Source organism: Allomuricauda sp. XS_ASV26 (genome assembly GCF_041224615.1).
Classification (GTDB): Bacteria; Bacteroidota; Bacteroidia; order Flavobacteriales; family Flavobacteriaceae; genus Flagellimonas; species Flagellimonas alginolytica.
The window spans coordinates 999,434-1,013,269 of record NZ_JBGFGK010000031.1 but is presented as its reverse complement, the minus strand read 5'-3'; the positions used below and the strand labels follow the sequence as shown (position 1 = coordinate 1,013,269).

Below are 13,836 nucleotides of genomic sequence, written 5' to 3'. Positions count from 1 at the left end.
GACAAGGGCACTATTGAAGACATTCCTAGATTTGACATTTGATGAAATTTCACAAAACCACTTAGAAGAATAAAATAAAAAAGAGTTACATCTTAAAAAAAGTTGTAACTCTTTGATAATCAAGTCGGGGTGGCAGAGTTTGAACCCTACCACACAATGTTTTATATATCAACCAGTTACAGACTTCAAAAAACAACTGTTATCCGATTTGTTGACGATACTTAAATGAACTCAAAGTAAATTGCTTTACTTTCTGACCCTACAAATATAAAATTTGTTAAATATTAAATCAACCCATTTAGTAACAAATCTTATAATAAACCATGTACTTTTTATATTATAATCAATACAATACTTTCTTCAGTGAAGCAACAAAGCTTTCATGCTTCTCAGGATTGCCATTTTTTAGTTTTGTAAGGTTCTGTAGTTTCCATTGGACAGCAGGAAACCGTTCAAAATCATAGATTTCCCAATTGGGTGTTCCTTCGCTAAAACTTAATAAGAACTCTTTGTCTTTTTCTGTTAGATTTTGATGGATTGTTTTTATCAATTCCTCTCTGGTCTTTTCAAAATCTTCATATGTAAAGGGTTCCTCACTCATACCCTCAAATTGATTGACTAAGGTTTCTCTTTGGTCGATAAAATTGGGATGCAACATTTCGTGAAGGGGACGATTACTGCACAAAAGGAACAATATGAAACCTTTTTTGATTTCTTCGGCAAATCCTTCATTCTCCAACAGGTATTTTACATCGAACAAATCCCTAGGGTGCTGACGGTCCAATGCAGCGCAGATTTTTCCACCATACAACTGCCCTAGAGGAACCACCGGGATGGCACAGAAAGCATCAAATTCCTCTTGGGTCTTTTCACATAGTGATAACGTTACCGTATCATCCATGATACCCCTGTTGATTTGGTTCACTTCCAATTTTATCTGTGAGTTTACGGTCGTGATTTGAAGTTTCAATGTTTCCTCTTTAAGGGTAATTGTAGCTTCTGGCAGAATTTTTTCGAGTTTAGCTTTTATCTGGCCAAGACTTTCAATAATGTTCTTAAAAGATGTCTTTCTGTCCTCAATGGGAATGTAGGTCAAATCGATATCGACAGATAATCTGGGCATATCCCGTACAAACAGATTGATGGCCGTACCTCCATGCAATGCGAAAACAGGTTCTTTTGCCACTTCCGGCAACACTTGTAACAATAGAGAAACCTGTTGCTTATAGCTACTCATAATTCTCCAATGTTTTAGGGACAGTAATTTGATATTTCGATATATAAACACCATCCTTTACCAAGGAGCGTTTTCCTTTTCCAAGGTCTATATTTTCCAAGCTCATATATTTAAACCAATCGTGTCCGGCTTTTTCTGCCATGTACAGGAATAATCGCTTTACCTTAACTGACTTGCATGCCTCCAAAAGTTCCCGTACCTGTTTCGGCCTAAGGTTGTTCAACCCCTCCATGATTTCGTAACACTCGACCAGTTCTTGTTTTTTTGGCGTTAGGTACAGGCATTCCATCAAAGCCCTCGTCGGGTTGGACACCAACAAATTAAAAGCGCCTTGTTCTATAGTTTGCAGTCCTATATTGGGTGGAAGAAAGGAGGAACTAAAGTAGTTTACTTTTACCTCCCAATCGTATTTTGAAAACCAAGCGGGCAATTTTTCTTCGCTTCCCCCGAACAACGTTACTTGTTTTGTGGATAGCTCCAGATAATGAGTCTTCCCCAATAAGGATAAGGCCGTTTTAGCTCCTGGATGAATATTCAGATCTGCTTGTTGCTGCAATGCAAACAACCCTCCTTGATAGGTTGGCCTATCCCCCATGCGCATCCAAGCTCCAGAACCTACAGAATATATCCAATTACTCTTTTTATATCGATTAAGCAATTGTGTGGAGAACCCATTTTTCGCTAACCATGAACTTAAATACACGACCCCTGGAGGCTGTGAATTTAGAAGATGGTTTATTTTTTGCTCTTTTTCCAAACTAATAGTTTCTATTTTCATTCTTTTTTAAACCAAAAAAGTTTACTTGGTTTATTTTTTTTCAAATATACAAACTATTAGTTTGTGGTTTTATATTTTTATAAACTTTAATATTCAACAAAATTCAAGTATATTTAAGCCAACTTTAACACAACCATTATTCGGCACAATTAATTTTATTTTTTGGATAATTTGAAAGTGCTTTACCTATTTTGAGAACTTTTGAGTTAGAAGAAATAAAAAGAATTCTTGAACACGCACCTAGCGTCAAGATTTTAAAATCCCGAAATCGGGAATTAATACTGCTGTTTCTACTATCGACTTTCCCAGATACCGGCAAAAGCCATTCTTACGATTTTATTCATACCAAACTTGCAGACCACCTTGAAAGTATTGAACTGGAAGAAGATGACGAGAATGACCTACAATTTACCGATAGTTACGAGGTAAAAGCAAAAAAACTTATTAAAAGATGGACACAGTTGGGCTTTTTAACGAGTTTTAGAAATGAAAATGGCGCACCTCACTATCAACTTACCAATCACACCACTAAAACCCTTATTTGGTTGGAAGGCCTTAAGAAAAAAGAGTTCATAGGAACCGAATCAAAATTCAAGGAAGTCTTTAACCAATTAAAAGAGCTGGTAGAATGGACCAATGACGATGTTGAAAAACGTATCGAAATCCTTGAAGGGAAAAAGCGTGAACTTGAGAATGAAATAAACGAGTTAAAAATTAGCGGTAAGGTAGATACCTATCAGGAATATGAAATTATTCCAAGATTTCAGAATATCAATGATACTGCAAAAGAATTACTTTCAGATTTCAAAGAAGTTGAAATCAACTTCAAGGAAATTTCCAAAGAAATTTATCTTAAGCATACCAATTCAGATCTGTCCAAAAAAGAGGTGCTGTCATTTACATTTGATGCCATTGACAAGCTCAAAAAAAGCCATCAGGGAAAAAGCTTTTATGCGTTTTGGCAATTCCTCATAGACCGAGGCCTAAAAACCGAATGGAACAGGCTCATAGAGGAATTGTTAAGCAAATTAAAGGAAAAGCAAATTGAGGTCGATGATGATTTTCTCATTGGTATAAAAAACAATCTTTTTGAGACTGGTCAGCACGTCTATCGGGCAAATGATAAAATGGCCGAAAAGATTAGTCAAATTATTAGGGAGAGTGACTCTTTACAAAGAGAAAGTTTGAAAAGACTTTTGGCAGAAATCAAGAACCTGTTAATACAAACCAGCAGGATTTCAAAATCACCTGACATATCGATAGAACTTGAAAGTGATATAGAAATCAACCTGAATTTTGACAAGAAGCTCACACTAGAAAAGAAGAAAGATAGAACCTATAGTCAACGACCGCAAGTCGTTCCAAAAGACATCGAACAATCTTCACAGTTTGAGAAAATAGCTTCAAAAAGAAAAATAAGTAAAAAGGTTTTGAATTCGAACATCCTTAGAACCCTTGAAGAAAAAGGACAGGCTACTTTAGCCGAAATAATAGATGACAATGGGGGTGTAACCCAAGGGTTGCCAGAAGTGTTTGGATATTTCAGTATTCTGAAAAACTTCAAGCATACCTTCAATAGTGAAAAAGAAACGCAAATCCTGTTCGATGGAACAGCAAACAAAATGATAAGAATTCCAGAAATAATTATTACAAAATGAACAGTTTGAGTTCCAATTTAAAAGAATATTCCGTGGCAATTGTACGATTGCTAAAGGGCACGGTAAACAGCGACGACAAGGTTTGGGACGAGGTTCTTTTGTATAGAAAACCTATTCAAGAATATGTTAATGTAATTGGGCTAGAGCTCATTATCAAGGAAAACGATGGTTATGCTTTTTTAAAACAATTCCTAATTGATGACGATGACAACACCATTGGATTGGTTTCAAGAAAGCAGGTTGGTTTTGAAACCTCTGTACTCTTGGTGGTGTTGAGACAGATTTTGGAAGATTTTGAAACGAATCCTCTGGATTTCAGTGGGTCAGAAAAGTTTATTGATAATGAGGAATTAATCAACCAGATTGAACTGTTCCTGCCAGAGAAATACGATAAGGTTGGCTATTTAAAGAAACTTGAAGACTACATCAAACGAATAGAAAAATTGGGTTATATCAAAAGAGTGGATTCTGATGACCTAAATACCCGATACCGAATTCACAAAATCATTAAAGAAAAAGTGAACATTGATGCACTAGAAGAATTTAAAAACAAATTAAACGAATATGTTGAGTCTATTTAGTACACGGTCAGATACCTCTGGATTTAGACTCAACTATCTTGAGGTCTATAATTGGGGAACATTTGATGACGAAATAATAAGGATTGAGCCTAAAGGGAATAATTCTTTGCTTACTGGTGCCAATGGTTCCGGTAAGACAACTTTTGTAGATGCGTTGCTGACCCTCTTGGTACCACAGAAAAAGGATAGGTTTTATAATCAATCATCGGGCTCGGAAAAGAAAGGCGATCGTACCGAGGAAAGCTATGTGCTAGGTGCTTATGGAACAATATTAAAAGAAGGGGCCAGTAGTGCAACGGCCCAACGGCTTCGTAACAAAGAAACTTATTCTATATTATTGGCTTCCTTTGGCAACGAAGACCAAAAATTCGTCACCCTCTTTCAACTAAGGTGGTTCTCTGGCAATGAAATGAGACGTAGTTATGGTATAGCCCACGTACCTCTAACCATCGAAAATCACTTTCCAAAATTTGACGATAAAAACCTTTGGAAACATCGATTAGAGCAAGAGTTCAATAGCAATACCCAGAAAAACAAAGTTGAGTTTTTTGACGATTATCCCACCCGTTATGCAAAACGTTTGGTAGCCGTATTGGGTATGAAATCGTTGAAGGCCTTAAAACTCTTCAACCAAACTGTTGGTATAAAGGTTCTAGAAGATTTGGATGGTTTTATCAGGATAAACATGCTTGAAGACAAGAAGCCTGAAGGGACTTACGTTGAGCTTAGAAATAGTTTCGTAACACTTAGTAGTGCCAAAAACAAAATTGATAAAACGCAAGAGCAACTCAACCAGCTAGAACCTATTGATAATCTAGCTAAAAAACTTAAAGATAAAATCGGTAAAAAGGAAAAACTTGTTCATTCCAGAGACCTTGCAGTGCTATGGTTTTCCAAAAAGGGAAAAGCACTTTTTGAGGAAGAGAAAGAGAATTTAGAAGGCGAAAAACAAAAAGTTGAGACTCAATTAAAAGAACTTGATGACCAAGAAGAGACACTTCGTGAAGATTTGAACGAGATAAACAATCAAATAAAAAAAGATGAGATAAGCACTCAAATCGACAAGCTCACCAAGAATGTAAAAGAATTGGAAGTCAAAAAGGCGCAACGGCAAACCAAACTGGATTCTTATAACACTTTTGGTAGAAAATTAGCGCTTGAGGAAAACCCGAATGAAAGTGCTTTTGATGAAAACAAGAATACTGCCATTAAAAGGGCTGAAGAAACAGATAATGAACGAACTCAAAAAATCGAAACAAAAACGGCCGTTGAAATTGACATAGCAGAAAATAAAGAGGCAATTGCCGACATTGTTGAGACTATAGAAACACTCCGTAAAAATGATAACAACATTTCTGGTCGAGTGGCTTCAATAAGAGAGAACATCTTAACCGTTACTGGTGCTTCAAAAAAGGAAATCCCTTTTGTCGGTGAACTCATCAAGGTAAAAGATGAGCAGTTAAAATGGCAGCCTTCTATTGAAAAGGTACTACATTCCTTTGCCCTTCAATTAATTGTTCCTGAGAAATATTACAAAAAAGTAAATTCCTATGTAAACGATACTAACTTAAGAGGTAAGATTACTTATCTGCGCTATACCGATTCCTTGTTAAGCGGTTTCAATACATCATACCAAGATGATGACAAATTGATTAGTAAGTTGGAATTTAAGAAAGATTCATCCTATGCAGACTTCATAGAGGACAATATAGTTTCACGTTATAATTACCTGTGCGTTGAGGGATTGAACGCTTTCGCAAAAGCTGAAAAAGCAATTACCATCAATGGGCTTATCAAAAGAGGTAAGGGAAACCACGAGAAAGATGATAGGGCAAAAATTAATTCTAGAAATAGCTATGTACTTGGATGGGACAACAAGAGCAAGGTAAATGCGCTAAAGGATAGCTATACTGAGCTTCGGGAAAAAGGCGATGAACTTTTGGAAAACAAGAAACAGCTTGATTCTTGTATAAAAGCACTTGCGGAATTAAATAAAAATTACGGTGCGTTTTTAGCAAATTTTGATGATTATGACCTTATAAACTGGAAGAAGTATGCGTTGGAAATACAAGAGCTGAACGACACAATCAAAGAACTAGAAGAAGGGAACGATAAGGCTAAAACTTTAAGGAAGCGGAAGAAAAGTCTGGAAGACAAGATTGCAGAAAATAAAGTAGAAAAGAAACCCAAATCTGAAAGAATATTCAATATCAATAGGATATTGGGCGAAATTCAAAGCGAACTTAAAACCTTTGAGTCCCAACTCGAAATACTATCTGAAAACGACATAGATATATCCGATTTTGATGCTGAAAATGCATTGTTGAGCAATTTATCTTACCAGAATTTCAAGCAGGAAAGGTTAACATTTCAAGAAGAAAACAAAAAAGCACTTGAAGATATTGAGAAGTCAATTTATAAAACCAGAGAGAAATTGACCCCTAAAATTGCTGCTTTTAAAAGTCCAGACAGAAAAATTCTTGATCGATTTCCTGATTGGGGCTCTGATGTCAGTGAACTAACGAGCAATCTTGACCATCTTTATCAATATCAGGATCTATACAAGAAATTAAAAAACGACGATTTACCTAGCTTTCAGGCTAAATTTGACACCTATTTAGAAGACACCATTATCGATAAAGTAGGTGCGTTTAATTTCTTCTTTGAAAAATGGATTGAAGAAATCAAGAAAACCATTAAGACACTCAATGCATCCTTACAGGCCATAGATTTTGAAGTTGCTCCTAGAAGTACGTATATTCAATTGTCAGAGAGAATGGCTCTATCCGAGCAAGCTGAGGATTTTAGAAAACTTCTACATGAAGCCCTTCCTGACGTTACTCAAATAACAAGTACTGAATCTAAAAGAATTCATTTTGAAAACTATATAGCACCTTTAATAGAACAACTCGATGATCAAAAATGGCGTAAACTAGCCCTTGATGTGAGGTATTGGTTTCAATATCGAGCGGAAGAATTTGTTAGGGAAGACGACCATAAAATAGCCACATTTGAAAGTATGAGTCACAGGTCTGGTGGTCAAAAAGCACAACTTACCTATACCATCTTGGGTGCGGCGATTGCCTACCAATTTAATCTAACTTCTCAGGGGTTGGAATCCAATTCATTTAGGTTCGTGGCAATTGATGAAGCTTTCAAGGCTCAAGACCAGGACAAATCAGAGTATTTATTGAAGTTATGTGAACAACTTCACTTACAAGTGTTGGTAGTGACCCCGAGTGATAATATCGAGATAGTTGAACCATATATTTCCTTCGTGCATTTTACTGAAATTGAAAATGGCAAAAAGAGTTCGTTGTACGATATGCCGATCGAGCAATTTCAAAAGGAAAGCGAAAAATATTTAATGACCAATTGATATCATCTTCAGAAATAAAGAAAAAAGCGCTCAGAACATACGCTTCATTTTTGTCCTCTTTAATAAATCAAGAAGACCTTTTCCCTATGGAAATTAGAGGGAATAAATCGCCAGGAAAGTCGCTTGAGATTTACAGAAAGGAAATGGATGATTTATTAAACGCTTCAAAAAGTACTAGTAAATACGGCTACACTATCGATTGTGTAAAAACCAAAACCCGTTTTATCGGTTCACAGAGTTTACCTAAACGAATTTACTTTGAGAATGAGCTTGACTACGTTGGCTACCTCAATAAAATAAATGAAGTCAAAACCTTCAAACAATTAAAGGATGAAACGTTAAGCCTTTATCCAGAGCTCAAAAATTGGCTCAGTGCCAACCCTTTGAAATTGGTTGCAAATATAGAACATTGGCAAGATATCCTAAAAGTGGTCGGCTATTTTAAATCCAATCCCAAACCAGACCTTTACATTCGGGAACTTCCAATAAAAGTTCACACCAAATTTATAGAACTGAACAAATCACTACTTCGGGAATTGTTGGATATAATACTTGCTCAGTCTCTATGTACTGATGAACACAATCACTTTGAGATAAGATTCCACCTGAAATTTAGCGAACCTTTGGTACGTTTCCGCTTACTTGATAGCCAAATAGCACAACAGTATTTTTCAGGGTTAGAAGATATTTCCTTAAGAATAAGTGATTTTTCTAAAATTGAGTTACCAATAAAAAGAGTTTTAATTGTAGAAAATCTTATGAACTTATTAACCCTTCCCAAAATCATAGGTACTTTGTCAATTTTTGGCAAGGGTTTTAAAGTGCTATCGCTAAAGAATATCGAATGGTTAAAGAGTTGCCAAATTTGGTATTGGGGCGATTTGGATGCCCAAGGCTTTGAGATACTTTCTGGCTTTAGAGGCCATTATCCGCAAACAAAAAGCTTGATGATGGATAAGGCCACATTTGATAAGTATTTTGAAGATGATTTAGAGACAAAATCTAAAGTCGCTTCACTCCCAAATCTTACTGAAGCCGAGTGCCAAATGCACCAAATGTTATTTAACAATAAATGGCGATTGGAACAAGAGAAAATTCCTATGGATTACACCCTGCAAAAGCTGAAACCATTAACTGAACAAACATAACAACCAATGTATATATCAAATGTTTCCATAGTCAATTACAAAAGTTTTAGGAATGCCAAATTTTCGTTCAAGGAAGGCATCAATACCATCATAGGCGAAAATGGGTCTGGAAAAACAAATCTGTTTCGAGCCATACGCTTGCTTTTGGATGATAACTTATTAAGAATGGCATATAAGTTAAATAAGGATGATTTCAATAGGCATTTAGGACCTTGGCAAGGGCATTGGATAATCATCAGCATTGAGTTTAGTGACCTATCGCCCGATGAGGAAATTCAGGCATTGTTCGTACACGGAACAGGTGATGTGACAGAAGAACCTCTAACCAAGGCAACCTATACCCTTTTATTTAGACCAAAGCCAGATATTCGAATAAGACTTTCAGAGTTAGTTGAGGGTGATACAGCTGGTTTAGAGGCAATCCTAGATGAGTTGTCCATAGATGATTATGAAACAAAATTTACAGGAAAGAGTACGGTGGACTTTAATGACGAGAATGTCTACAAGGATATTGTGGGTGATTTTGAAAACGTAAAGTTTCGCTATATAGATGATGCGTCTAAAATAGGTATTTTGATTCCGCATCAACTATCCATTTCCAGAGAAGTATCGTTTACGTTTATTAAAGCCCTTAGGGACGTAGTTTCAGATTTTCACAACAACAGAACTAACCCACTTTTGACGTTATTGAAAGCCAAAAGTGAGGATATTGATGAGGATGAATATGCAAATATCTCAGAACAGGTTTCAACTCTTAATGAATCCATTGAGCAATTACAAGATGTATTGGATATTACAGATAATATTTCTCAAACTATTAAAGAAACTGTTGGAGAAACGTACTCACCTTCATCACTAAGTATCAAATCAAGTTTATCTGACGAAGCAAACAAACTTCTTCAATCTTTAAAATTATTTATCGGTGAACCTGGTGAAGATTACGAAGGTGGTATTCACGAATTGAGTCTCGGTGGTGCCAACTTGATTTATTTAACCCTGAAGTTGTTGGAGTTTAAGTATCAAAAAGCAAATGAAACTTTCGCTAATTTCTTGCTTATAGAAGAACCTGAAGCACATATTCATACACACATTCAAAAAACTCTATTTGACAAACTTGACTATGGTGACACACAAATAATATACTCTACACATTCAACCCAAATTTCAGAGGTAAGCAATCTATCAAATATTAATGTATTAAGTAAAAAGGCCAACTATTCCGTAGCATATCAACCTGCAAATGGTTTGGATAAATCAAGAATCACAAAACTGGAGCGTTATCTAGACGCCATACGTACAAACCTACTATTTGCTAAAGGTGTCATTTTGGTTGAAGGCGATGCCGAAGAAATTTTAATTCCATCGCTTGTCAAAAAAGTCTTGGGATTTAGTCTAGATGAAATCGGTGTGAGTATCATAAACATAAGGAGTACAGGTTTTGAAAATATCGCGGATATTTTTCACGATGACAGAATCCAGCGCAATTGTGCTATACTAACGGATTTGGACACCTCAATAGTAGATACGACTATAAAGGACGAGGATTCCAAAACTCTTAAGAAGTACAAGAAAAAATGTCTTAATTCTCAAATCAAAGGACAAACAAGGCAAAAGAGTATTACCGCATATATCAGCGAAAATCCTTGGGTACAAGCATTCTACGCCCATCATACTTTTGAAGTAGACTTTCTAACGTCCAATAATTCAAGAGAGGTAATTGAAATACTAGACGAAGTCTATTCAGACCCCGCCACTATAAAAACTTCAAAGAAGGAATTAAAATCCAATGATGTTTCTGTTTCAGGTCGAAGAATTCTTAGAATGGCCAAACAAGAAGGTAAAGGCTGGTTTTCAGTTCTTTTAGGGCAAAGCATTGCTTATGATACATACATTCCCAAATATATTTTGGAGGCAATATCTTTTGCAACACCCAAAATGAATCGTGAAATAATTTCAGGGATTTTTAAGTATAGGATTGCCGAAAATCATAAGACTGACGACACTATAAATTTTACTGCTTTTACCCAGCAATTAGAGAGCTATCGCAAAAATGAATTAGAGTTGTCAGAGTTAATAGATGAATTTGAAACATTATTATTGGACGATGCTGCACTAACATTTTTAAAACTATTATAAAATGTTTGTTTGGACTGACAAAGAACTCAATGAAGAACAGAGTGCCGTTGTAAAAGACAATGACAACATTTTATTGGTGGCCTGTCCGGGAAGCGGTAAAACACGAACACTTACTTACAAAGTAGCGAATGAATTGTCAAAATCAGATTCCCATAAGAAGTTTGTTATTGCTATTACCTATACAAATCGTGCAGCAAACGAAATAAAGGAACGCATCGAATTATTAGGTGTTCCCACCGACCAATTATGGATAGGAACCATCCATTCCTTTTGCAATGAATGGATTCTAAAACCTTACTCCTCACTTTTGGAAAAACTCAAATTCGGATATCGAATTATGGATTCCAACGAATCCGAGAATCTAATAAATGAAATCTGTAAAGGATACGATAAACCAAAAATCACATTTTGGGACTGTAAGCATTATGCCAGCATCGATGGTATCGTTCAAGTAACCAATTCTGGTTATAAGTATGATGGTGTCAGTGCAGTATTGCAAGAATATTTTGCATTTCTAGACAAGCATAATTTCATTAGTTATGAGCATATGTTGTTATATGCACATCAACTACTTGAAGAAAACCCTGTCATTTCAAATACGCTGTCCAAACTGTTTGAAATCATTCTGGTTGATGAATACCAAGACACCAAAGAAATACAGTACCATATTATCTCGAAAATATGGAATTCTGGACAGGGTGCCACTAGAGCATTGATAGTAGGTGACCCGAATCAAACCATTTATGGCGGTCTCGGTGGTTATCCTATAGAAAAAGAAGAACTTGAAGCACTTTCTGGTCTTAGGTTTAAGAGATTAGAACTTGAACAAAACTATCGGAGTTCTCTATCCATTGTCAATTACTTCGATATGTATAAGACCATTGAGAATAATGTTGTGGCTTCTGGAAAAGAAAAGGGCTATTGTAGTATCATCTCATATAACAATGAAGTTCACGTTGATAATTTGGTAAATGAAATGTCTAGATTACTCAGGTATAATGTGGAAGAGTTAGGTATTGACCCAAATGAAATCTGTATTCTTGGACCTCAATGGGTTCATTTGGCTCCAATATCAAGAAGCTTGATGATAGAAATGCCTGAGTATAATTTTAATGGACCAGGTATGGCTCCTTTTTCAAGGGATTTAGATAATTTTTGGTATAAACTTTCTCGAATTGTCCTAACGGAAGCATCTCCGAGAATGTATTTGAGACGATTGAGGTGGGCAAATGAAGTCCTCAGAGACTTGGAAGATTCAGGATATAATGTCGATGGAATTAATCACAAGTCAATTTTGAAAATTTGTAATGGAATTACTATTACGGAAACTCACGGCATAACATATCTACAATTATTCTTTGAAATATTTCTTGAAGAATTGGGGGTTGACATAGACACAAATGTTTCATTAACAGAGAGTTTCAATTCTTTTTTTGATAGTTCAAGAAAACGTATCGAGAGAATTAAGAAAGATGGCAATGATTTCATTGAACATATAGATAGCTTTAAAAAAGTATTTCAACAAAAAGATGGTACTACCATTTCCACAATTCACGGTGTAAAGGGGGCAGAATTTGATACTGTTATAGCCTTTGGTTTACTAGAGGGATATGTTCCGCATTCTAATGATGAGAACGGAATCGAAACAGCTAACAGACTTCTTTATGTTATCGGGTCTAGAGCCCGTAAAAATCTTCATTTGATTTCTGAAAAAGGAAGAAAGAATTGGAAAAAAGAAACTTTGTATCCTACCGATGTACTTGCTCAAATATCCCATAAATATGATACAATTTAGTTGCTGAATTATTTTATTGGAATGAGAATTTGAATTATGAATAAATGCAATTTGTGAAATACGTTCATCAAATTATTAAAGCATAACCCACTCAGCACATTCCCCTCCATTCCGTTGCACTGCATTATGGGTAAAGAGCTTCACTAAAAACATTCTTGGACACCATCCCCGTTTTTGGCTTTCCATTCCGTTAACCCTGTCCGATTTGCTGGACAGGGACACTGCATTCCAGAGCCAAAAAGAGGATGGAGTCCGCTTGTCAACGGAAAGCCATCGCCTCGGTTTTTTCAACGTGATTTTCGGCAAGTTCTTCTTTAGCCCTTGCTTGAAAATCCCTAAAAACCGAGCCGCTGTCTTACACATTTTAAGGGGTTTATAATAGATAAAGCCTTTGTCGTTTTTCGGGTCATCGAAAAACGGGCACAGTATAACCAATTCTATTCCAAACCCCATTCACTTCACTCGCTTAACTACCGGTACGCTCCCTTGTGGACAGCTTTGGAAGAATTGCTAATACTGTTATGGAACTTGTCAAGACCATAGCAGGTTTCAGTGAAAAATAAGGTTTCTACTTCCTTGAAAACCCAAGGGTTTTTCTACGTCGCAGACACTCCTGATTTGTTCCCTAAAAGTCTTGACAAAACCCACTTTATCCATTGGTGCCATGCACGCAAGAAATCAAACAAACACCCCTTAAAATTCAATTGAAATGAAATCCAAAGGGGATTTATTAATCTTTTAAATATTTAGTTATGAGCAGTATTAAAAATCATGTACAGTTGATCGGGAACGTTGGGCAGGTACCGACCGTTACGAACCTTGAAAGTGGCAAAAAAGTAGCCCGTCTGTCATTGGCGACCAATGAGTATTACAAGGACGGTAAGGGCGAAAAACAGACCGATACCAATTGGCACACCGTTGTCGCTTGGGGCAAGGTTGCCGACATCATCGAAAAATATGCCGAAAAAGGCAAGGAAATCGGTGTGGTGGGCAAATTAAAGACACGTACCTACACTATGGACGATGGCAACCAACGCTATGTTACCGAAGTGGTAGCCGATGAAATCCTATTAATGGGCAACAAGTAAAAAAGTAAAGAGGGCACTAAAACCAGTTTTCAATTA

Annotated in this window: 10 protein-coding genes; 7 read left to right on the top strand and 3 right to left on the bottom strand. The window is 36.2% G+C overall.

Annotation, left to right across the window (positions count from 1 at the left end; translation table 11 throughout):
- Positions 1-343: 343 nt before the first annotated feature.
- Positions 344-1,237: a nucleotidyl transferase AbiEii/AbiGii toxin family protein gene (locus tag AB9K32_RS11965; protein WP_369885308.1), complete on the bottom strand. Its 894-nt coding sequence runs from the start codon at positions 1,235-1,237 to the stop codon at positions 344-346.
- On the bottom strand, positions 1,230-2,015 hold the full coding sequence (locus AB9K32_RS11960) for a type IV toxin-antitoxin system AbiEi family antitoxin domain-containing protein (protein WP_369885307.1): 786 nt from the start codon (positions 2,013-2,015) through the stop codon (positions 1,230-1,232). Before AB9K32_RS11960 ends, AB9K32_RS11965 begins: the two co-directional genes overlap by 8 nt.
- Before the next feature lie 191 nt (positions 2,016-2,206).
- Here AB9K32_RS11960 and AB9K32_RS11955 point away from each other — a divergent pair, with 191 nt between their 5' ends.
- Genes AB9K32_RS11955 through AB9K32_RS11930 form a run of 6 tightly spaced genes read left to right on the top strand, consistent with a single transcriptional unit; the run spans position 2,207 to position 12,712 of the window.
- The gene (locus tag AB9K32_RS11955) at positions 2,207-3,673 is read left to right on the top strand and encodes a DUF3375 domain-containing protein (RefSeq protein WP_369885306.1); all 1,467 of its coding nucleotides are present in this window, start codon (positions 2,207-2,209) and stop codon (positions 3,671-3,673) included.
- Positions 3,670-4,254 carry a DUF4194 domain-containing protein gene (locus AB9K32_RS11950; protein WP_369885305.1) on the top strand — a complete coding sequence of 195 codons (585 nt, stop codon included), beginning with the start codon at positions 3,670-3,672 and terminating at the stop codon, positions 4,252-4,254. Before AB9K32_RS11955 ends, AB9K32_RS11950 begins: the two co-directional genes overlap by 4 nt.
- Positions 4,238-7,633, top strand: a complete 3,396-nt coding sequence (locus tag AB9K32_RS11945) for an ATP-binding protein (protein ID WP_369885304.1) — start codon at positions 4,238-4,240, stop codon at positions 7,631-7,633. The genes AB9K32_RS11950 and AB9K32_RS11945 overlap by 17 nt, the downstream gene beginning before the upstream one ends.
- Positions 7,630-8,781: a Wadjet anti-phage system protein JetD domain-containing protein gene (locus AB9K32_RS11940; protein ID WP_369885303.1), complete on the top strand. Its 1,152-nt coding sequence runs from the start codon at positions 7,630-7,632 to the stop codon at positions 8,779-8,781. Before AB9K32_RS11945 ends, AB9K32_RS11940 begins: the two co-directional genes overlap by 4 nt.
- A 6-nt stretch (positions 8,782-8,787) precedes the next feature.
- The gene (locus tag AB9K32_RS11935) at positions 8,788-10,917 is read left to right on the top strand and encodes an ATP-dependent endonuclease (RefSeq protein ID WP_369885302.1); all 2,130 of its coding nucleotides are present in this window, start codon (positions 8,788-8,790) and stop codon (positions 10,915-10,917) included.
- Between the two features lies 1 nt (position 10,918).
- Entirely contained in the window at positions 10,919-12,712 is a 1,794-nt protein-coding gene (locus AB9K32_RS11930; RefSeq protein ID WP_369885301.1) for a UvrD-helicase domain-containing protein, read from the top strand.
- Positions 12,713-12,787: 75 nt separating this feature from the next.
- Here the strand turns inward: AB9K32_RS11930 and AB9K32_RS11925 are convergent, their stop codons facing one another.
- The gene (locus AB9K32_RS11925; protein WP_369885300.1) at positions 12,788-13,075 is read right to left on the bottom strand and encodes a hypothetical protein; all 288 of its coding nucleotides are present in this window, start codon (positions 13,073-13,075) and stop codon (positions 12,788-12,790) included.
- Between the two features lie 389 nt (positions 13,076-13,464).
- Here AB9K32_RS11925 and AB9K32_RS11920 point away from each other — a divergent pair, with 389 nt between their 5' ends.
- Positions 13,465-13,800, top strand: a complete 336-nt coding sequence (locus AB9K32_RS11920; protein ID WP_369885299.1) for a single-stranded DNA-binding protein — start codon at positions 13,465-13,467, stop codon at positions 13,798-13,800.
- Positions 13,801-13,836: the final 36 nt, after the last annotated feature.